This window comes from Devosia sp. P2_G7, assembly GCF_056403495.1.
In genome coordinates this window covers 44,063-63,741 of record NZ_JBFUFI010000002.1, presented here as the reverse complement: position 1 = coordinate 63,741, position 19,679 = coordinate 44,063, and the positions used below count along the sequence as shown (strand labels likewise).

Below are 19,679 nucleotides of genomic sequence, written 5' to 3'. Positions count from 1 at the left end.
CATGGACAGGTAACTGTGTAGCCTTTGGTCGGGCCATCTGGCGCATCCCGTGCCTTCTGCTAAGGGAAGAAGGGGGACGCCTGGCCCGTTGGGTGGCGGACGGAGCACCAGGTGCAGCAACAAAAACTGGCGACGATTGAAGACGTTGCGGCGATTGCCGGGGTGTCCATCGCCACGGTCAGCCGGGCCATCAACGAGCCGACCAAGGTAGCCGACGAGACCCGCCGCAAGGTCAACGAGGCCATTGCGCAGACCGGCTATGCCGCCAACGCCATGGCGCGCTCGCTGCGCATGCGGCGCTCCAACATGATCCTGATTCTCGCCCCCGATGTCGGCGACCCGAACTTCTCCAACATCCTCGTCGGGCTCGAAACCGAGGCAAGCAAGCGTGGCTACGGGGTGCTGATCGGTAACACGCGAAACGACCCCGAGCGCGAGACCGACTACCTGCGCTTTATCAGCTCCAACCAGGCCGACGGCCTGATCCTCCTCACCGGGCACCTGCCCTTCGGCCATGGCCAGGAGGGCGCCGAAACCCGCCTGCCCCCGATGGTGGCGGTGAACGAGCCGGTGGCCAATAGCGACGTGCCGTTCGTCGGCGTCGACAATTTCGAGGGCGCGCGGCTGGCGGCCGAGCACCTGATCTCGCAGGGCCACCAGCGAATCGCCTTCATCGGCCGTTCGACCAGCCGGGCGGTCAACCAACTGCGCGAGAAAGGCTATCGCGCCGCGCTCGAGGGCGCCGGAATTACCATCGATCCGCTCATGATCCTCAATGGCGACGGCACGACCGAAAGCGGCAGGCAGGCAACCGAGCACATGTTCGTGCGCGACGTGCTGCCGACGGCGTTCCTGTGCGTCAACGACGCCACCGCGCTCGGCGTCATCATCGCCCTCACCGCACGCCGGTACGACCTGCCCCGCCAGTTCTCCGTGATGGGCTTCGATGACATCTCATTCGCCAGCTTCGTTACCCCCTCCCTCACGACCATGAAGCAGCCGCGGCTCAGAATCGGCGAGGCCGCCATGGACGTTCTGCTCGGCCTGCTCGAGGGCAACCGGCCCGACCGCACTGAGTTGCTACTCCGCAGCGAGCTCGTCGTTCGCAATTCAGTAAGTCCCCCGGCCCCATAGCCGAGTACGCCCCACCCCGGAGCGGCCTTGCGGCTGCGCTCCTGTCTTCTTCTCGATCCCACCTCCTAGAGCCGACCATTGACTCTCGCACCTTCTGGACGTAGATGACATCGGTGTCATGACATCGGTGTCACAACGATGAATGGCACGGGAGGAGCAGATGGCAACCATCTACGACGTGGCGAAAGCCGCGAAGGTATCGCCCAAGACCGTGAGCCGTGTGCTGAACGGGGACGCGCCCGTCGGCAAGAAGACGCGCGATGCGGTCAATGCCGCGATTGCTGCGCTCGGCTACGTCCCCTCGAGCGCGGCCCGCATGATGCGGTCCAACAAATCCGGCCTGATCGGGCTGATCACCGGCGCCATCTCGGACCAGGTCGAGCCGGCGCAACCAGCCGGTCTGCCGGAACTGCTGCTGGTTCGCGGCATCCAGCAGACCATCGGCCTCACCGGCAAGACGCTGATGATCGCGGATTCCGGGGGCCGCTCCGAGCGGGCACCCGAGCTCATCAAGACCTTCCTCGAGCACCGGGTCGAAGGACTGTTCTACGTGGCCCCATACCACCAAAACGTCCAACTGCCGCCTGTGCCCGACGATACGCCGATCGTGTTGACCAACTGCTTCGACGATGCCGGTACGCCTGCGGTGATTCCCGACGACCGGCGGGGACAGCATGACCTGGTGGCGCGGCTGATCGCAGCCGGGCACGAGCGGATCGCCTACCTGACGCTGCGCGAGGACATCGTTGCGACAGGGCTGCGCAAGGCGGGCTACCGCGAGGCGCTGGCCGAGGCGCGGCTTGCCTATGACCCGACGCTGGTACAGTGCGTTGAGATCGGCAGCCCCGAGGGCGAGACGCAAGTGCTGTGGGCGGCAATCGACCACATGCTGCGCCTGCCGCAGCCGCCCACCGTGTTCTGCTGCGGTAATGATCGCATGGCGCTCAAGGTCTACGGGATCCTGCGCTCGCGCGGCCTGCAGGTGCCGGACGAGATCTCGGTGGCCGGCTACGACAACTACCGCGTCATCGCCGAGACGCTCTATCCGCCGCTGACCACGGTGGAGCTCCCCTATACCGCCATGGGCGTGCGCGCGGCGCAGCGCCTCCTGGACCTGATCTCCGGCGAAGGCCGGGATGAGACGGGCCCCGATATCGTCGCGGGGCCGGTCTACTGGCGCAGCTCGGTGGCCGAGCGGCGCTCCCCCAATGTCTCACAGCTCAAACTCGTCAGGGAGGACTAATGACAATGAGCAAATTCGCGATCCTAGCGGGCGTCCTGCTCTCTACGGCGCTTTCGTCCGGCGCTGCCTTCGCCCAGACCACGCTCTCGATGTGGTATCACGGCGCCGGCAACGAAGTTGAATCCAAGATCGTCAACCAGATCATCACGGACTTCAACGCCAGCCAGGCCGACTGGAAGGTCGAGCTGCAGAGCTTCCCGCAGGCCGCCTATAACGACAGCGTCGTCGCCGGGGCATTGGCGGGCAACCTGCCGGACATTCTCGACGTCGACGGCCCGGTGATGCCCAACTGGGCGTGGTCCGGCTATATGCAGCCGCTCAAGATCGACGAGAGCAAGATCGCGACGTTCCTGCCCGGCACCAAGGGCGTCTGGAACGGCCAGCTCTATTCGATCGGCCTGTGGGACGCGGCGGTGGCCCTCGTCACCCGCAAGTCGATCCTCGACGAGCTCGGGCTCCGGCAGCCGACCCTCGACCAGCCCTGGACCAAGGACGAATTCATGGACGCCCTGGCCAAGGCCAAGGCTTCGGGCAAGTACGAGTTCGCCTTCGACCCGGGCATGGCCTGGACCGGCGAGTGGTACCCCTATGCGTTCTCGCCGTTCCTGCAGAGCTTCGGCGGCGACATCGTCGATCGCTCGACCTACAAGACTGCGGAAGGCGTGCTCAATGGCGAAGCCGCGGTGGCGTTCGGCGAATGGTGGCAGAGCCTGTTCAAGGACGGCTATGCCCAGGCGACTCAGGATCCTGCGGACCGCGACAACGGCTTTGCCGCCGGCAAGTACGCCTTCTCGTGGAACGGCAACTGGGCAGCGTTGAACACGCTCAAGCAGTTCCCGGACACCGTCTTCCTGCCTGCTCCCGATTTCGGTAACGGGCCCAAGATCGGCGCGGCATCCTGGCAGTTCGGCGTCTCGGCCAAGTCGGCCCATCCGGACGGAGCCGCCAAGTTCATCGAGTTCGCCCTGCAGGACAAGTATCTCGCCGCCTTCACCGACGGCATCGGTCTGATCCCGGCCACGCCGACGGCGGCCCAGCTGACGGAGCACTACAAGGACGGCGGCGACATGGCCGTGTTCTTCGATCTCTCGTCCAAGCAGGCACTCGTCCGTCCGGTGACCCCGGGTTACGTCGTCGCCGCCAAGGTGTTCGAGAAGGCCATTGCCGATATCGCCAACGGCGCCGAGGTCAGCGCGACGCTCGATGCCGCGGTCGACGAGATCGACGCCGACATCGCCAAGAACGGCAATTACGGCTTCTAGGGCTCAACTCCCTCTAGCCCTGGGAGGGATCCCGGCTCCGGCCGGGGTCCCACGTCGGTCCCCACGCCGGTCCCCAAGTCCTTGGCAACTCGCGAGATCAACATGGCTTCCAAGTTCACACGGTCAAATCGAGTTGGATGGCTCATGGCGGGGCCAGCGGCGTTCCTCATCGCCGTGTTCGTGGTCGTGCCGTTCATCTTCGCGATTATCCTCAGCTTCACCAACCAGCGGCTGATCTCGCCCAATCCCACCCAGTTCGTCGGCCTTGCCAACTACGAGCAGTTGCTCGGTGTCGGCCTGCTGACGCTCGAGCCCGAGCGGGACGATGCGGGCACCGTGGTGCGCGACAAGACCGGCGCGCCGAAATATCCGTCGCTGCGAAGCTTCACCCGCAACAATCCCGACTTCCCGCAATTCGACGGCATGCGCGAGTGGTTCAGCTTCCAGCTGGGCGACAACCCCACCTATGTGCTGGCCCGCGACGTCGTGTTCATGAAGGCGATCGTCAACACCTTCATCTTCGTTCTGGTGGTCGCGCCGGTGCAGGCCGGGCTCGCGCTGGTGCTGGCGCTACTGATCAACCAGCGGCTCAAGGGCATCAACCTGTTCCGCGCCATCTATTTCATGCCGGTCGTGGTCTCGATCGTCGTCGTCTCGCTGCTCTGGCGCTTCATCTATGACGGCAGCAGTGGGCTGCTGAACAACCTGCTTGGCGCGCTGACCTTCGGGGCGTTCCCGAAGGTGGATTGGCTCGGCAACCCCTCGACCGCGCTCGGCGCCATCATCGCCATGTCGATCTGGCAGGCGGTGGGCTTCCACATGGTGATCTGGCTCTCGGGCCTCCAGACCATCAGTCCCTCACTGTACGAGGCCGCGGCTATCGAGGGCTCGAGCAAGTGGCAGGTGTTCCGTTACGTCACCTGGCCCGGCCTCCGGAATACGGCCGTGCTGATCCTGATCGTCATCACCATGCAGGCCTTCGCCCTGTTCTCGCAGATCGACGTGATGACCGGCGGCGGGCCGCTCGATTCCACCCAGACCATCGTCTTCCAGGCGGTCGAGCGCGGTTACGGCAAGCAGGACATCTCCGGTGGCTCGACCATCTCGGTGATCCTGTTCGTCATCGTATTCTCGATCTCACTGATCCAGCGCTACCTCACCCGGGAGAAGAAGTGATGGCCGCGATCGCCTCCGACAACCGCGGGCTGCGCCTCGCCGTGCGCTATGCCGTGCTGATCCTGATCGCGGTGATCTTCATCTTCCCGCTGATCTTCATGGTGGTGTCGAGTTTGAAGCCGGACCAGCAACTGCTGGGTGACACGGGCAGCCTCGCCGCGTTCCTGCCGGTGGGCGACATCTCGCTCGATAACTATTCCGACGCGTTCAAGCGAGCGCCGGTCGGGCTGTTCATCTTCAACTCGGTGCTGGTCACCGGTGTGACGGTGATCCTGTCGCTACTGATCTGCTCTGCCGCTGCCTTCGCCTTTGTGTTCGTCGACTGGCGCGGTCGCGAACTGGTGCTGACGGCGATCCTCGCGACGCTCATCGTGCCGTTCGAGACGATCGCCATCCCGCTGCTGTTGATCGCGTCGAAGCTCCCCTGGCTTGGGCTCGACGGCCTGACCTTCGGCTGGCTCAACTCCTACCAGGTGCAGATCGTCCCCTTCATCGCGGACGGCCTGACGATCTTTCTGTTCGTGCAGTACTTCAAGGATTTGCCGGGTGAGCTGATCGAGGCCGCCCGCGTCGAAGGGGCAACCTGGTGGCAGGTCTACCGCAAGGTGGTGATGCCGCTCGCCGGCCCGGTGCTAGCGACCGCGGCAATCCTCAAGTTCCTCGTCATGTACAACCAGTACTTGTGGCCGCTGATGGTGGTGCAGCAGGAGGGCTACCGGCCGGTGATGGTCGGGCTGCAGTACTTCTTCCAGCTGAACCGGGCCTGGGGCGAGATCATGGCCTACCTGTCGATGATCACCGTGCCGGTGCTCGCCTTCTACCTCTTCCTGCAACGCGCATTTATCGCCTCGATCGCCTCGACCGGCGTCAAAGGCTGACGGAGTTATTCATGGTCATCGCACTCGAAAAGAAATGGATCTGGGACAGCTGGTACGTCAATGACGGCCAGCGCTGGCACGGGTTCTTCCTGCAGGCCGACAAGAGCCTGGGCGATCCCGATCTGCGCCATTTCAACGTGTCGCAGGGCCATGCCGTGTCGGACAACCTCATCGACTGGCAGCACCTCGGAACCAGCCTGGCCCCCAGTGCCGGCCCGGCCTGGGACGACTACACCACCTGGACCGGCTCGGTGATCCGCGGCGACGATGAACTGTGGCACCTGTTCTACACCGGCACGCGCCGCGCTGAAGACGGCCTCTATCAGCGTATCGGCCACGCCACCTCAACGGACCTCCACAACTGGCAGCGCGTCGGCAACGGCTTCTGCCTCGATATCGAAGGGCCGGCGGCCGCGCACTACGAGGCGCAGCACGCCATCGGCCACTGGCACGACCGCGCCATGCGCGATCCGTGGGTGATGCGAGATCCCAACGGCAAGGGCTGGCTGATGTACTTCACCGCCCGCGTTCCCGGCGTGGCCGAACCCAACGCCGGCGGGGCGATCGGCTTTGCCACCTCGGACGACCTGATGACCTGGACCTTGCAGCCACCGGTGTTCTCCGGCGGTTTCGGCCAGCTCGAAGTGCCGCAGGTCTTTCGGCAGGGCCACAAATGGTACTGCCTGTTCTGCTGCTCGGGCCAGCAATGGTCCGAGGCCTACCGGCGGTTCAACCCGCAAAGCCCGGTCACCGGCACGCACTACCTCATCGCGGACGATCCGCGCGGGCCATGGCAGATCGCGCCCGGTCCGTTCCTCGATGGCGCCGAACCCTGCCGGCGGTATGCGGCGCGGATTGTCGAAACGCCGGACGGGCTGCGGATTCTCGGCTTTGCCGACAACGGCAAGGCGCAATTTGGCGGTTACGTCATGGATCCCGAACCGGTGGTCGTCGGCGCAGACGGCCTGCTTTCGGTAGTCCCCATCAGAGACGCAGCGGAGTAGCAACAATGGCACGCGTGTCGCTCAACGGTATCAAGAAGGTCTACGGCTCCACCGAGGTCATCAAGGGTGTCGACATCGACATCGCGGACGGTGAGTTCTGCGTGTTCGTCGGCCCGTCAGGCTGCGGCAAGTCGACCTTGCTCCGGATGATCGCCGGCCTTGAGGACATCTCGGGCGGCACGCTCACCATCGGCGACCGGGTGGTCAATGACCTGCCGCCCAAGGATCGCAGCATCGCCATGGTGTTCCAGAGCTACGCCATCTTCCCGCACATGACGGTGCGCGAGAACCTCGCCTTCGGCCTCACCATCGCCAAGGCGCCCAAGGCCGAAAAGGACGCCAAGGTCGCGGAAGCCGCACGCATCCTGCAGATGGAGCACCTGCTCGAGCGGCGCCCGAGCCAGCTGTCCGGCGGCCAGCGCCAGCGCGTCGCCATCGGCCGCGCCATCGTGCGTCACCCCGGCGTGTTCCTGTTCGACGAGCCGCTCTCCAACCTCGATGCAGCACTCCGCGTCGACATGCGGATGGAGCTGGCGAAGCTCCATGCCGACCTCGGGGCGACGATGATCTACGTTACCCACGACCAGGTCGAAGCCATGACGCTGGCCGACAAGATCGTGGTGCTCGACGCCGGCGTCGTCCAGCAGATCGGCTCGCCGCTCGACCTCTACCATCGGCCGGCAAACCTGTTCGTCGCCGGTTTCATCGGCTCGCCGAAGATGAACCTGCTCAAGGCCCGCGTCGATGACGCCGATGCGACCAGCGTCAAGCTGTCGTCGAGTGACATTGGCACGCTGGTCCTTCCCCGCTCGAACGCCGCCGTGAGCAGCGGCGACGAGGTCACTATCGGCCTACGGCCGCATCACCTGGGCACCACCGGCGACCACCAGATTGGCGGCAAAGTGAAGCTCGTCGAGCGGCTCGGCAACGAAACCCTCGCTGCAATGACCCTCGCCTCGGGCCAGCAGATCATCGTGGCGCTTCCCGGCGATGTGGACGTAGCCGTCGGCGAGGACCTGAACCTTGCGCCACAGCCCGAGAGGGCAAGTCTGTTCCTGGCCTCGGGGGCAGCGGTGCACTAACGCCAAAGTCTGAGGGAAGGCACTAGGCACAGACTATCAAATGCGCGCGTCTTGAACGTGTTGGAGTGCAGAAGCATTCGCTGCAAGTTGAGCACATGGAGGGCGGCATGAAGGCAGAAACCGTCATCGGTCCGGTCACGATCGTCGAGAAGCGCGACCGGCCCTATGTGGGGATACGGTTGAAGACCCCGTTTCCCGGAATGTTCGCTCGCGCCACGCGGGCGCTCAAGGACTTGCGGGCGTGGAGCAAGACCAACGGCATCGAGGAGGAAGGGCCGTACTTCCTCCGCTACTATCATTGCGACATGAAGGACATCATGGATATCGAGGCCGGCTTCCTGACCGGGTCGGCCCCGCCAAACCACCCCCAGATCAAGGCCGGCTTGCTCCCTGGCGGCAAATTCGCCTCCCTTATCTACAGGGGCAACGGCCTGCGCGGCAATCAAGCGCTCATGAAGTGGGCGCGCGATACGGGAACCGCGTTTGAGCCGATCGACCCCACCCAAGCCGAGTCGTACGTGTGCCGCTACGAGGCCTATTTGACCGATCACCGGATCGAGCCAAGAAAGCTGCTCTGGGATGTGGAGTTATCGATCAAGATCGTGACCTAGCGGCATCATTCCATCCGTACAGGGGCAAAGGCGGGCGCCGCGTGGCCGGCAAACCCGGCTCCCGTTCCCAGCGCTTGCTTTGGCCAGCGCCTGGCGAGACGCAGCGCCTCTGCCTTAGCTGCAGGCAGTGCCTACTTCGTGACCATCGCGCTCGCAAAATCCGCAGGTCGCGTTCTGCGGCGAGGCCGATCCACATAACAACTCATTGAAATCACTGTATTTCATAGAGTGGCACGTCGCTTGCTGGACTGTATGCAGAGATTAGGAGCTAGGGTTCCGGCGTCGGCATCTTTCTAAAGAGCCGGCGTGTCTGGTCCGAGAGCACCCACCGGCGCGGGAGACATCCGCCCGGGACACGGCGGGACAAAAGCCCGGGAGACCTCGTAAGCCAAGGGATTGGCAGCGCGGGTCTTTACGCGCCCTCGCCAATCCCCAAGTCGAAACAGGGGATTGCGCATGAAGTTCACCAAACTGGTTTCCGCCCTCGCCCTCGCGGCCCTTGCCGCCAGCACGGCGACACTCGCCTTCGCGGCCGAAAAGACTGACTTCAAGGTCGCCTGGTCGATCTATGTCGGCTGGATGCCCTGGGGCTACGCCGCTGACAACGGCATCGTCAAGAAGTGGGCCGACAAGTACGGCATCACCATCGAGGTCACCCAGTTCAACGACTACGTCGAGTCGATGAACCAATACACCGCTGGCGCCTATGACGCGGTGACGCTCACCAACATGGACGGCCTGTCGATCCCCGCCGCCGGCGGCGTCGACACCACCGCCGTCATCATCGGCGATTTCTCCGCCGGCAACGATGCGGTGATTTTGAAGGACAAGACCGCCCTCGCCGACATCAAGGGCCAGCCAGTCAACCTCGTCGAGTTCTCGGTTTCGCACTACCTGCTCGCCCGCGCCCTCGAGAGCGCCGGAATGACCGAGCGTGACGTCAACGTCGTCAACACCTCCGACCCCGATATGGTCGGCGCCTTCCAGACCCCTGATGTCACCGCCATGGTGACCTGGAACCCGATGGTCTCCGAAATTGCCGCGCTTCCCGACGCCCACAAGGTATTCGACAGCTCGCAGATTCCTGGCGAGATCATCGACATGATGGTCGCTAACTCCGCCACGCTGAAGGACAACCCGAACTTCGGCAAGGCGCTGGCCGGCATCTGGTACGACACCATGGCCGTGATGACCGCCGACACCCCGGAAGGCGCCGCGGCTCGCGCCGCCATGGGCGCCGCCTCGGGCACCGACCAGGCCGGCTTCGAGTCCCAGCTCGCCGCCACCAAGCTGTTCCCGACGCCTGCCGAGGCCGTGGCCTTCACTGACAGCCCGGACCTCAAGGCCACCATGGACAAGGTCCGCACCTTCCTCTTCGACAAGGGCCTGCTCGGCTCCGGCGCCCCCTCAGCCGACGTGATCGGCATCGAGCTGCCGTCCGGCGAGGTCCTCGGCGATGCCAACAACATCAAGCTGCGGTTCTCCGACGCCTACATGAAGGAGGCCGCGGCGGGGTCGCTTTGACCAGACGGTGACGAACGGCGGACCGCCCCCATGCGCCTGATCAACCTCAAGCCCACACGCACCAACCAGCTGCTCCTCGCACTGGCGCCCTTCGTGCTGCTGGTGCTCGCCTACGCGCTGGGCTCGGCCGCCCGCCTCACCGAAAACCCCGCGGACAAGCTGCTGCCGGCGCTTGGCTCGTTGACCGATGCCATCAACCGCATGGCGTTCATCGCCGACCCGCGCACCGGCGAATACCTGCTCTGGGGCGACACGCTTGCAAGCCTCGGGCGCCTGTTCACCGCGCTCGGCATCTCGACGGTGATCGCGCTCTGCTTCGGCGTGATCATCGGCATGCTGCCCTACGCGCGGGCCCTGCTCGCCCCGTTCTTCGCCGCCGTCTCGATGGTCCCGCCGCTGGCGCTGCTGCCCATTCTCTTCATCGTCATGGGGCTCGGGGAGACATCCAAGATCACCCTGATCGTCATCGGCGTCGCCCCGATCATGATCCGCGACCTGGCGCTCAAGGTCATGGAATTGCCGCGCGAGCAGACCGTGAAAGCCGAAACCCTGGGCGGCAATTCGTGGCAGATCGCACTCCGCGTCGTCCTCCCGCAGATCCTGCCCCGGCTCATCACTTGCCTCCGCCTGCAGCTCGGGCCGGCCTGGCTGTTCCTCATCGCCGCCGAAGCGATATCGGCAGACTCGGGGCTCGGCTACCGCATCTTCCTCGTCCGCCGCTACCTGTCGATGGACGTGATCTTCCCCTACGTGATCTGGATCACGCTGCTCGCGGTCCTGACCAACGTCCTCCTCGATTGGCTGCGCATCCGCGTCTTCCCGTGGTCCGAACTGGGGAAGGCGTCATGATCGTCGTCGACAATGTCTGGAAAGAGTATGGCGACCAGATCGTGCTCGAGAAGGTGTCGCTCACCATCGAGGACCGCGCCTTCGTCGCGCTTGTCGGCCCCTCCGGCTGCGGCAAGACCACGTTCCTGAAACTGCTGCTTGGTGAAGAGCGGGCGACGCGGGGCACGATCACACTCGACGGCAAGCCGCTCTCACCCGAGCCCGGACCGGACCGCGGCGTCGTGTTCCAGCGCTACTCGGTATTCCCGCACCTGACGGTGCTCGGCAACGTCCTCCTTGGCAAGGAGTTCGAAGCCTCCCGCTTCCGCGCCCGCCTTGTGGGCCCCGCCCGCCGTGACGCCATCGAGGAAGCGCGCGGCCTGATCGCCGAAGTCGGGCTCACCGGCAGCGAGGACAAATACCCGGCCCAGCTATCGGGTGGCATGCAGCAGCGCCTCGCCCTGGCGCAGGCCCTGATCATGAAGCCGCGCGTCCTCCTCCTCGACGAGCCGTTCGGCGCGTTGGACCCCGGCATTCGTGCCGAAATCCATGTGCTGATGAAGCGGCTCTGGAACGAGACAAATCTCACCGTGGTGATGGTCACCCACGATATGCGCGAGGCCTTCACCCTCGGCACCCGCGTCATCGCCTTCGAGCGGCCGCGCAACCGTCCCGACGAGCGCGAGCGCTACGGCGCCTCTCTCAGCCAAGACATCGACATCTGGCCGCCGCGCCGCGCCGGCCAGCTTGATCCAGACAGCCCCGATCGGGACGACCCGATCCTCGAGGCGGGCGCCCCCCAGGACGACCTGGTTCCCGTACCTCAAGGAGCCCCGGCATGAGCCGAACGCCCGAACAGATCGCCGCCGATCGCGCGCGCTACGAAGCGCACCAGAAGGCGGGCCTCGCCTTCGCCACCAAGACCCTGCCCGAAGCGAGCCCGCTGCCGGCCGAGCCCATCGCTGCCCACAGCGTCGTCGCGTCCGAAACCATCGCCGGCGGCTGGTACTGGTCCACCAAGCTCAGCAAGGGCCAAGCGCTTCGTGTCGCGCAGGCGCATGGCCCCGCCTCCGTCGCGCTTGTCTGCTGGAGTGCGAGGGATGCCAGCGAGCGGCTGAACCTTCCCGATACGGTCAAAGTGCAGTGGGACACGCGTGTGCAGAAAGGCCGCGTACTGTTCTCCGACATGGGCCGCGTCATGCTCTCGGTCACCGAGGACTCCTCGAGCGGCGCACATGACCTGCTCGTCGGCGGCTCGAACGCGGCCGCCAATGCCGCGAAGTACCCCGGCGCCGCTACCCGCAACACGCGCGACAACCTCGTCCTCGCCGCGGGCAAGCTGGGCCTGGCCCGCCGCGATATTCCCATGGCGCTAACCCTGTTCGCGCCGGTCCGCGTTTCCGACGACGACGGTCATTTCGCGTGGCAGCCGGGGGTGCTTAACGGCGGCGACTATGTCGACCTCCGTGCCGAAATGGACCTGCTGGTTGCCCTCTCCAACTGCCCGCATCCGCTGGACCCGAGTCCTACCTACGCCCCGAACCCGGTCGAGATAACGCGTTATCGCGCCACGGTCGCCGCTGACGACCTGTGCGGCGCGGCCACCGCCGAAGCCGTCCGTGGCTTCGAAAACAACGCCCGCGCGGAGGCCTAAGAAATGCGCAGCGAAGCCACTGCCATCCAGTCGCACTTCATCGCCGCCGAGGCCCCGTGGTCCGGCGTCGTCATGGCCGGCCAGACCATTCGCATCATTGATAGCGAAGGCCAGCAGGCGATCGACACCATCTTTTACCGTGCCAGCGATTTCGCCGAACGCTACTCCGCGCAGGACACGCTGCGCATCCAGGGCTCGGCCTATGTGGGCGTCGGCACCAAGGTCGTCTCCAACGAGGGCAACACCATGCTCACGGTGGTGGCGGACACCTGCGGCCGCCACGACACCATGGCTGGCGCCTGCTCATGCGAGAGCAATACCGTGCGCTTCGGCCACGAGACCCGCTACCTCCACGCCTGCCGCGACAACTTCGTGCTCGAAGTCTCCAAGCACGGCATGACCAAGCGCGACATCGTTCCCAACATCAACTTCTTCATGAACGTGCCGATCGCGCCCTCAGGCGAGATGACAATCGTCGATGGGCTTTCGAAGCCCGGCGACTACGTCGAGCTCGTCGCCGAGATGGACGTGCTCTGCGTCATCTCCAACTGCCCGCAGATCAACAATCCCTGCAACGGCTTCAACCCGACGCCCATCCAGGTACTGGTCTGGGACGCCGAGTGATGTTCAAGAAAGTCCTCATTGCCAACCGCGGCGAGATCGCGATGCGGATCATCCGTACGCTCAAGCGCATGGGCCTCGCCTCGGTGGCGGTCTATTCCGACGCCGACCGCTTCACCAAGGCGGTGCGGATGGCCGACGAGGCGGTGCGCCTCGGCCCAGCCCCGGCCGCCGAAAGCTACCTCAACGTCGACGCCGTCATCGCGGCGTGCAAAGCAACCGGCGCCGAGGCTGTGCACCCGGGCTATGGCTTTCTCAGCGAGAACACCAAATTCGCCCGCCGCCTCGAAGCCGAAGGCATCACCTTCATTGGCCCGACGCCCGAGAACATCGAGTCCTTCGGCCTCAAGCACACCGCCCGCGAACTGGCCGAAACCAATGGCGTGCCGCTCCTTCCCGGTACCGGTCTGCTCGCGACGCTCGACGAGGCGCTCATCGCGGCCGAGACCATCGGCTACCCCGTGATGCTCAAATCCACCGCCGGTGGTGGCGGTATCGGTATGTCGCTCTGTGCCGACACCGCTGCCCTCGCGGCCGCCTTCGAGGGCGTGCAGCGCACGGCTCGCGCCAGCTTTGGCGACGCCCGCGTCTTCCTCGAGCGCTTCGTCTCCGACGCGCGGCACGTCGAGGTGCAACTGTTCGGCGACGGCAAGGGCAAGGTCATCGCGCTCGGCGAACGCGACTGCTCGCTGCAGCGCCGCAACCAGAAGGTAGTGGAGGAAACTCCCGCCCCCGGTCTTTCCGCCACGACCCGATACCGACTGCACGAGGCGGCCACCAATCTCGGCCGTGCCGTCGGCTATCGCTCTGCCGGCACGGTGGAGTTCATCTACGATCCGGTCCGCGAGGAGTTCTACTTCCTCGAGGTCAACACGCGCCTGCAGGTCGAGCACCCCGTCACCGAGGCGGTGTTCGGCATCGACCTCGTCGAGTGGATGATCCGGCAGGCGGCCGGCGAGGATGTGATCCCGACCAAGCCATTGTCGCCCAGGGGCGCGGCGATGGAAGTCCGGCTCTATGCGGAAATCCCGCACGCCAACTTCCAGCCCAGCGCTGGCCTCCTCACCGAGGTGAAGTTTGGCGAGGCGCGCGTCGACACCTGGGTCGAGACCGGCACCCAGGTCACCAGCTTCTACGACCCGATGCTGGCCAAGATCATCGTCGCCGCCGACGACCGCCCGGCGGCGATCGAAAAGCTGCGCGCGGCGCTGGCAGAGACCAGCATCTCCGGCATCGAGACCAACCTCCAGTATCTCCGCGCCATCGCAGCGTCGGACCTGCTCGCCTCCGGCAAGGTCGCGACCACGGCCCTTCGAACCTTCGCCTTCACCCCCGACGTCATCGAGGTAATCGCACCGGGCGCGCAGTCCTCACTGCAGGAACTGCCCGGCCGGCTCGGGCTCTGGCACGTCGGCGTGCCGCCTTCGGGACCGATGGATGAGCGCAGCTTCCGCCACGCCAACCGGCTCGTGGGCAATGCCGACGAAACCGCGGCGCTCGAGCTCACCGTCTCCGGCCCGACGCTACGCTTCCATTCGCCCGCTATCGTCGCGCTCGCCGGCGCACACATGCCGATGAAGCTCGATGGTGCTCCATTGGCGCACAACGAGCCGATCGAGATTAGTGCCGGGCAGGTGCTCAGCATCGGGACTATCGAAGGTCCCGGCCAACGCGCGTACCTCGCCATCTCGGGAGGGGTCGCAGCCCCGGTCGTACTCGGCTCCCGCGCCACCTTCGCGCTTGGCAAGTTCGGCGGCCATGCCACCGGCACGCTCCGCGCCGGCGAGGTCCTGCACCTCGCCAACGCGCCCCAAGCCACGAAGCCAGCCGACGATCCTGCCCCACTCACTCGCGAGTGGGAAGTCGGCGTCCTCTACGGCCCGCACGGCGCGCCCGACTTCTTCCTCACCGAAGACATCGAGACGCTGTTCTCGACGGCCTACGAGGTCCACTTCAACTCGGCCCGTACCGGCGTCCGCCTCATCGGGCCGGCGCCGAAATGGGCACGTACCGATGGCGGCGAGGCGGGTCTCCATCCGTCCAACCTCCACGACAACGCCTACGCGGTCGGTGCCATCGACTTCACCGGCGACATGCCCATCATCCTCGGCCCCGACGGTCCGAGCCTCGGCGGCTTCGTCTGCCCGGCGGTGATGGCGCGCGAGGAACTCTGGAAGCTCGGCCAGTTCAAGCCCGGCGACATCATCCGCTTTATCCCCGTCATCAGGCCCGATGATAAGCTTGCCGGTCCCGCGATCCACCGGCCAAGCGAAGCCGGCTCGGCCATCGTGGGCCATTCCGACAACGGACCCGTCCCGGTCGTCTACCGGCGGCAGGGCGACGACAATCTTCTGGTCGAATACGGCCCGATGGCGCTCAATCTCGCGCTCAGGTTGCGCGTTCATCTGTTGATGGAATCCGTTCATCGGGAAGGCAAACTCGGGGCGAAAAACGGCATCATCGACCTCACTCCCGGCATCCGTTCGCTCCAGATCCACTACGATTCGACCCGGCTGAGCCGCGACCACCTCCTCGGCCTCCTCGCCGAGATCGAGCAGTCCCTGCCTCGGCCGGAAGAGGTCACCGTACCCTCCCGCATCGTCCACCTGCCGCTCAGCTGGAACGATCCGGACGCACAACTGGCCATGCGGAAGTACCAGGAATTGGTCCGCCCGAACGCCCCATGGTGTCCGGACAACATCGAATTCATTCGTCGTATCAACGGCTTGCCGGATATCGACGCGGTCAAGAGGACGATCTTCGACGCCAGCTATCTCGTCCTCGGCCTCGGCGACGTTTATCTCGGCGCCCCCGTCGCAACCCCGATGGACCCGCGCCACCGGCTCGTCACCACCAAGTACAACCCGGCCCGCACCTGGACCCCCGAGAACGCAGTGGGCATCGGCGGCGCCTATATGTGCATCTATGGGATGGAAGGCCCGGGGGGGTACCAGCTGTTCGGCCGCACCATCCAGGTCTGGAACACCTGGCGCCAGACCCCGGAGTTTGCCGCTAACAAGCCGTGGCTGCTCAACTTTTTCGACCAGATCCGGTTCTTCCCGGTCAGCCACGACGAGCTGATGGAGGCCCGCGCCGCCTTCCCGCACGGCGGCTATCCGGTCCGCATCGAGGAAACCAAGCTCTCCTACGCCGACTATGCCGCCGAGCTTGCGCGCAACGCCGGCAGCATCGCCGCCTTCAAGCACACGCAGCAATCCGCCTTCGAAGCCGAACGGCAACGCTGGAAGGACGAGGGGCTCGACAGCTTCATCGCCGATGAAGGCGCAAGTGCTTCCGACGCAAGCGAAATCCCGTCGGGCCACTTCGGCGTCGCGACTTCGGTCCCCGGCAATATCTGGAAGATCCTGGTCGAGGACGGCGCCCATGTCGAAGCCGGCCAGCCGGTCGCCATCATCGAATCCATGAAGATGGAAATCACCATCACCGCCCACGAAGCCGGCGCGGTTCGGGACGTCCGAGCCGGGCCCGGGCGCAACGTAAAAACCGGCGACATCATCATCGTACTGGAGGAGATCTAGATGGCCGAAATCGACGCACTCTTGCCGATTGTCGTGGTGGGCGCACACCTGAGCGGCCTGCCCCTCAACCATGAACTCACCGGCCCCGGCGGACAGCTGATCAAGCGCAGCCGCACGGCCGGCGACTATCGGCTCTACGCGCTGCCCAACACCACCCCACCCAAGCCGGGCCTGGTACGCGAACCCGGCTATGCCGGTCCCGGGCTCGAGGTCGAGGTCTGGGCCCTCCCGGCCGACGCCTTCGGCCGCTTCGTTGCGAAAATCCCGTCGCCGCTTGGCATCGGCAAGGTATCGCTCGACGACGGTACTTCGATCTCCGGCTTCCTCTGCGAGGCCCACGCCGTCGCCGGCGCCGAAGAGATCACTCGCTTCGGAGGCTGGCGCAGCTTCCTGCAGGAGAGGTCGCGATGAGAAGCTCCCTCGTCACCGCCATTGCCTGGCTTCTGGAGTGCCTGCGCGATGGATTGGCCGCCCGCAAGGGCGTTGCGTGGTCAAGGGGCACCGCGGGCACAGGCAAACGACCGACTCCAGGTACTTGAGAGGCCCGCGAGGCATCGCGAGACCAATGCAAGCACGCCATCGCCGCTGAATTGTTGGCACTGAACGCCAGCCGGAGCGTTGCAGTGTGTCAAGTGCTTTCCAGCCGGCGTAGTCAGGAAGCGCTGATCCTCGACAAAAGAGGTAGTCGCATGACCTTTATCTTGCACGCCGTCGCGCCACCCCTGCGGGGCTATATCAACTTCCTCTATGTGGCGCGGGGGTCGATGCCCTACCGGCGCGACGGGATTTTCCCAACGGCGTCGACTGATCTCAAGTTCAACTTCGGCGACCCTTGGCGCGTCCGTGAGCGCTCGGAGGGTCCGGTGGTTTCCGTCTGCACCGAAAGCTGGTGTCTGGGTATCTGGAACCGGCGGCATCTGGTGGAGTGGCCTGCGCAGACCGAATTTCTAGGTGTAAGTTTCAGGCCCGGCGGGGCCCACGCCTTCCTCGGCGTACCGTTGTCCGAGCTACACAATCGCGTGGTGTCGCTCGACGCCATATGGGGTAGCGCCGCCTCCGAGATCCGCGAACGTCTCTACGAGGCGGTAACCCCCGAACGACGATTTGCGCTGCTCGAAGAAGTGCTGCTGGCGCGGCTCAGTGAACGGCCGGACGCGGCGCGGATCGTGGACCACGTTGCAGGACGTATCGCGCGGCGGCACGGCGGGGCGAGGATCAGCGAGCTCTGCGGCGAAGTTGGCATCAGCCATAAGCACCTCATCACGCTGTTCAATCGCATGGTGGGCTGCACACCAAGAGAGCTTGCCCGGCTTTGCCGGTTCCAGCACGCACTCGAGAGCATCGACGTGACCGAGCCGGTCCGCTGGACGACCCTCGCTCACGACAGCGACTATTTCGACCAGTCCCACTTCAGCCGAGACTTCACGGCCTTCGCCGAGCTCAATCCCACGGCCTACCTCCAGCAGCGGCGATCGGTTTACGCCGAGCGGCCTGACCACGCGATGGTCCCGTGGATGCTCCCCGCCGGTTAAATTTGTACAAGCGGTGTTCCCCACGGAAATCCTATCGTGGGGTTTGGATGGCCAGCGGTTCGCCGCCGAGGCCAAGCAAACGCGCCAGTTCGCCCGCCGCGATCTCCCCCCGCGGGCTCGGTGCAACTCAGCTGTTAGGAGCCAGACATGGATACGCCAACCCCACTTGGGACCGCGATCGGTCGCTCGTCGGCACGCTTGTTGAGCAGGCGGCAGTTCATCTGGAACGGTTTAGCGGGCGCCGTCATTTGCACTGCATCAATGGGGCGCCAGGTATCGGCCGAGGAGGCGAGCGTGGACGCAAACACCGTGACGTCGAAAGACGGGACTCGCATCGCCTTCGATCGATCCGGTGACGGGTCGGCGCTTGTCCTCGTCGGCGGCGCCCTCAGCGAGCGCTCGGCGTGGGCGCCGGTGGCCAAGCTCCTCGCGCCACGCTTCACGGTTTTCAGCTACGATCGCCGAGGCCGGGGCGATAGTGGAGACACGGTGCCATACTCGGTTGAGCGCGAGATCGAAGATCTCGAGGCCATCATTGACGAGGCCGGTGGGACGGCCTTTGTCCATGGCCAGTCTTCTGGTGCCGTCCTTGCCCTTAAGACAACAGCGTGGCTTCCCACCAAGGTCCAGAAGCTATCGCTGTACGAGCCACCATTCATCACTGACGACAGCCGTCCGCCGCCGCCTGAGGACTATGTCACTCACATCAACGAGTTGATCGCAGCCGATCGCCGCGGCGAGGCAGTGGAGTACTGGATGGCAGACCTGGTGCTCGCGCCGGCCGAAGTGGTTGCCAAGATGAAGAGCGACCCATCATGGCCGGCGCTCGAGGTCGTGGCGCACACCCTGCCCTACGACATGGCCGTCCTGGGCGACGGCATGGCCGGCAAGCCACTGCGGGCTGAGGAATGGGCGAGCGCCACCGTGCCCACGCTGGTGATGGAGGGCGGAGCGAGCCCTCAGTGGATCCGCAACTCAGCTCGCGCGCTGGCGGATGTCCTGCCGGATGCTGTGCACAAGACGCTCGAGGGGCAGATACACAACGCCGCGCCAGACGTTCTTGCCCCGGCAATCGAGTGGTTCTTCCTCGGTGAGGCTGCCGGCAGCTAAGGCACTCGTCGTCACGTCATCGCCAAATACTCAAGAACGGAGAAAACGCAAATGGCAAAGCTCGAGCACATCAACCCCAAAGGCATGCACAAGAACCCTGCCTTCTCGCAGGGGATCATTATCCCCGCCGGCGCGGCGACACTGATCATCGGCGGGCAGAATGCAGTCGACGAGAAGGGTGAAGTCGTCGGCAAGGGAGACACCGCGGCGCAGACGACCCAGGCGGTCGACAACCTCATCACGGTGCTGGAAGCCGCGGGAGGCAAGCTTGAAAATCTTGTCCGCGTCGGCCTTCTCCTGCGCGACGACGCCGACCTCAAGGCTGGTTTCGGCGCCTGGATGGCACGCGCCGGCAAGCTGAAGAACCCACCGACCGTGACCACGGCGATTGTCTCGCAACTGGCCAATCCCGACTACCTCATCGAGATCGAAGCGACGGCCGTCTTGTCCTGATCAGGACGCGACGAGAACCCATGCCGCG

At 65.1% G+C, this 19,679-nt stretch carries 17 protein-coding genes, 1 pseudogene and 1 riboswitch; all 18 genes and pseudogenes read left to right on the top strand.

The window, feature by feature from the left end; all coding sequences use genetic code 11:
• Positions 1-111: 111 nt before the first annotated feature.
• The 18 genes and pseudogenes from AC1DWU_RS03450 to AC1DWU_RS03365 all read left to right on the top strand — a co-directional run bounded on the left by AC1DWU_RS03450 (position 112) and on the right by AC1DWU_RS03365 (position 19,651).
• Positions 112-1,134, top strand: a complete 1,023-nt coding sequence (locus AC1DWU_RS03450) for a LacI family DNA-binding transcriptional regulator (protein ID WP_477148568.1) — start codon at positions 112-114, stop codon at positions 1,132-1,134.
• A 160-nt stretch (positions 1,135-1,294) separates the two neighbouring features.
• Complete coding sequence (locus tag AC1DWU_RS03445) at positions 1,295-2,377, top strand: LacI family DNA-binding transcriptional regulator (RefSeq protein WP_477148567.1); 1,083 nt, start codon at positions 1,295-1,297, stop codon at positions 2,375-2,377.
• Between the two features lie 5 nt (positions 2,378-2,382).
• A complete protein-coding gene (locus AC1DWU_RS03440; RefSeq protein ID WP_477148566.1) occupies positions 2,383-3,639 on the top strand; it encodes a sugar ABC transporter substrate-binding protein in 1,257 nt (418 codons plus the stop codon).
• Between the two features lie 144 nt (positions 3,640-3,783).
• Entirely contained in the window at positions 3,784-4,815 is a 1,032-nt protein-coding gene (locus tag AC1DWU_RS03435; RefSeq protein WP_477148565.1) for a carbohydrate ABC transporter permease, read from the top strand.
• Positions 4,815-5,693, top strand: coding sequence for a carbohydrate ABC transporter permease (locus tag AC1DWU_RS03430; protein ID WP_477148564.1), 879 nt, complete (start codon positions 4,815-4,817; stop codon positions 5,691-5,693). Before AC1DWU_RS03435 ends, AC1DWU_RS03430 begins: the two co-directional genes overlap by 1 nt.
• 11 nt (positions 5,694-5,704) lie before the next feature.
• The gene (locus AC1DWU_RS03425; protein WP_477148563.1) at positions 5,705-6,697 is read left to right on the top strand and encodes a hypothetical protein; all 993 of its coding nucleotides are present in this window, start codon (positions 5,705-5,707) and stop codon (positions 6,695-6,697) included.
• Between the two features lie 5 nt (positions 6,698-6,702).
• A complete protein-coding gene (locus AC1DWU_RS03420) occupies positions 6,703-7,779 on the top strand; it encodes an ABC transporter ATP-binding protein (RefSeq protein ID WP_477148562.1) in 1,077 nt (358 codons plus the stop codon).
• Between the two features lie 107 nt (positions 7,780-7,886).
• Entirely contained in the window at positions 7,887-8,390 is a 504-nt protein-coding gene (locus AC1DWU_RS03415; RefSeq protein WP_477148561.1) for a GyrI-like domain-containing protein, read from the top strand.
• Positions 8,391-8,647: 257 nt separating this feature from the next.
• Positions 8,648-8,770: riboswitch (guanidine-I (ykkC/yxkD leader) on the top strand.
• 76 nt (positions 8,771-8,846) lie between these two features.
• Positions 8,847-9,914 carry a putative urea ABC transporter substrate-binding protein gene (locus AC1DWU_RS03410; RefSeq protein WP_477148560.1) on the top strand — a complete coding sequence of 356 codons (1,068 nt, stop codon included), beginning with the start codon at positions 8,847-8,849 and terminating at the stop codon, positions 9,912-9,914.
• Positions 9,915-9,944: 30 nt separating this feature from the next.
• Positions 9,945-10,763, top strand: coding sequence for an ABC transporter permease (locus AC1DWU_RS03405; protein ID WP_477148559.1), 819 nt, complete (start codon positions 9,945-9,947; stop codon positions 10,761-10,763).
• Positions 10,760-11,584, top strand: coding sequence for an ABC transporter ATP-binding protein (locus AC1DWU_RS03400; RefSeq protein ID WP_477148558.1), 825 nt, complete (start codon positions 10,760-10,762; stop codon positions 11,582-11,584). Before AC1DWU_RS03405 ends, AC1DWU_RS03400 begins: the two co-directional genes overlap by 4 nt.
• Complete coding sequence (locus tag AC1DWU_RS03395) at positions 11,581-12,396, top strand: urea amidolyase associated protein UAAP1 (protein WP_477148557.1); 816 nt, start codon at positions 11,581-11,583, stop codon at positions 12,394-12,396. Before AC1DWU_RS03400 ends, AC1DWU_RS03395 begins: the two co-directional genes overlap by 4 nt.
• Before the next feature lie 3 nt (positions 12,397-12,399).
• The gene (locus AC1DWU_RS03390) at positions 12,400-13,020 is read left to right on the top strand and encodes an urea amidolyase associated protein UAAP2 (protein ID WP_477148556.1); all 621 of its coding nucleotides are present in this window, start codon (positions 12,400-12,402) and stop codon (positions 13,018-13,020) included.
• Positions 13,020-16,556, top strand: a complete 3,537-nt coding sequence (gene uca / locus AC1DWU_RS03385; protein WP_477148555.1) for an urea carboxylase — start codon at positions 13,020-13,022, stop codon at positions 16,554-16,556. Before AC1DWU_RS03390 ends, uca begins: the two co-directional genes overlap by 1 nt.
• Before the next feature lie 27 nt (positions 16,557-16,583).
• A pseudogene (locus AC1DWU_RS03380) lies at positions 16,584-16,967 on the top strand (allophanate hydrolase-related protein); the annotation flags it as partial.
• 278 nt (positions 16,968-17,245) lie between these two features.
• The gene (locus tag AC1DWU_RS03375) at positions 17,246-18,088 is read left to right on the top strand and encodes a helix-turn-helix domain-containing protein (protein ID WP_477148554.1); all 843 of its coding nucleotides are present in this window, start codon (positions 17,246-17,248) and stop codon (positions 18,086-18,088) included.
• Between the two features lie 147 nt (positions 18,089-18,235).
• On the top strand, positions 18,236-19,198 hold the full coding sequence (locus AC1DWU_RS03370) for an alpha/beta fold hydrolase (protein WP_477148553.1): 963 nt from the start codon (positions 18,236-18,238) through the stop codon (positions 19,196-19,198).
• Between the two features lie 51 nt (positions 19,199-19,249).
• The gene (locus tag AC1DWU_RS03365) at positions 19,250-19,651 is read left to right on the top strand and encodes a RidA family protein (protein ID WP_477148552.1); all 402 of its coding nucleotides are present in this window, start codon (positions 19,250-19,252) and stop codon (positions 19,649-19,651) included.
• Positions 19,652-19,679: the final 28 nt, after the last annotated feature.

Coding starts and splice junctions, on each gene's coding strand:
- AC1DWU_RS03445 (WP_477148567.1), top strand. CDS start 1,295: ATGGCAACCATCTACGACGTGGCGAAAGCCGCGAAGGTATCGCCCAAG.
- AC1DWU_RS03440 (WP_477148566.1), top strand. CDS start 2,383: ATGAGCAAATTCGCGATCCTAGCGGGCGTCCTGCTCTCTACGGCGCTT.
- AC1DWU_RS03435 (WP_477148565.1), top strand. CDS start 3,784: ATGGCGGGGCCAGCGGCGTTCCTCATCGCCGTGTTCGTGGTCGTGCCG.
- AC1DWU_RS03430 (WP_477148564.1), top strand. CDS start 4,815: ATGGCCGCGATCGCCTCCGACAACCGCGGGCTGCGCCTCGCCGTGCGC.
- AC1DWU_RS03425 (WP_477148563.1), top strand. CDS start 5,705: ATGGTCATCGCACTCGAAAAGAAATGGATCTGGGACAGCTGGTACGTC.
- AC1DWU_RS03420 (WP_477148562.1), top strand. CDS start 6,703: ATGGCACGCGTGTCGCTCAACGGTATCAAGAAGGTCTACGGCTCCACC.
- AC1DWU_RS03415 (WP_477148561.1), top strand. CDS start 7,887: ATGAAGGCAGAAACCGTCATCGGTCCGGTCACGATCGTCGAGAAGCGC.
- AC1DWU_RS03410 (WP_477148560.1), top strand. CDS start 8,847: ATGAAGTTCACCAAACTGGTTTCCGCCCTCGCCCTCGCGGCCCTTGCC.
- AC1DWU_RS03405 (WP_477148559.1), top strand. CDS start 9,945: ATGCGCCTGATCAACCTCAAGCCCACACGCACCAACCAGCTGCTCCTC.
- AC1DWU_RS03400 (WP_477148558.1), top strand. CDS start 10,760: ATGATCGTCGTCGACAATGTCTGGAAAGAGTATGGCGACCAGATCGTG.
- AC1DWU_RS03395 (WP_477148557.1), top strand. CDS start 11,581: ATGAGCCGAACGCCCGAACAGATCGCCGCCGATCGCGCGCGCTACGAA.
- AC1DWU_RS03390 (WP_477148556.1), top strand. CDS start 12,400: ATGCGCAGCGAAGCCACTGCCATCCAGTCGCACTTCATCGCCGCCGAG.
- uca (WP_477148555.1), top strand. CDS start 13,020: ATGTTCAAGAAAGTCCTCATTGCCAACCGCGGCGAGATCGCGATGCGG.
- AC1DWU_RS03375 (WP_477148554.1), top strand. CDS start 17,246: ATGACCTTTATCTTGCACGCCGTCGCGCCACCCCTGCGGGGCTATATC.
- AC1DWU_RS03370 (WP_477148553.1), top strand. CDS start 18,236: ATGGATACGCCAACCCCACTTGGGACCGCGATCGGTCGCTCGTCGGCA.
- AC1DWU_RS03365 (WP_477148552.1), top strand. CDS start 19,250: ATGGCAAAGCTCGAGCACATCAACCCCAAAGGCATGCACAAGAACCCT.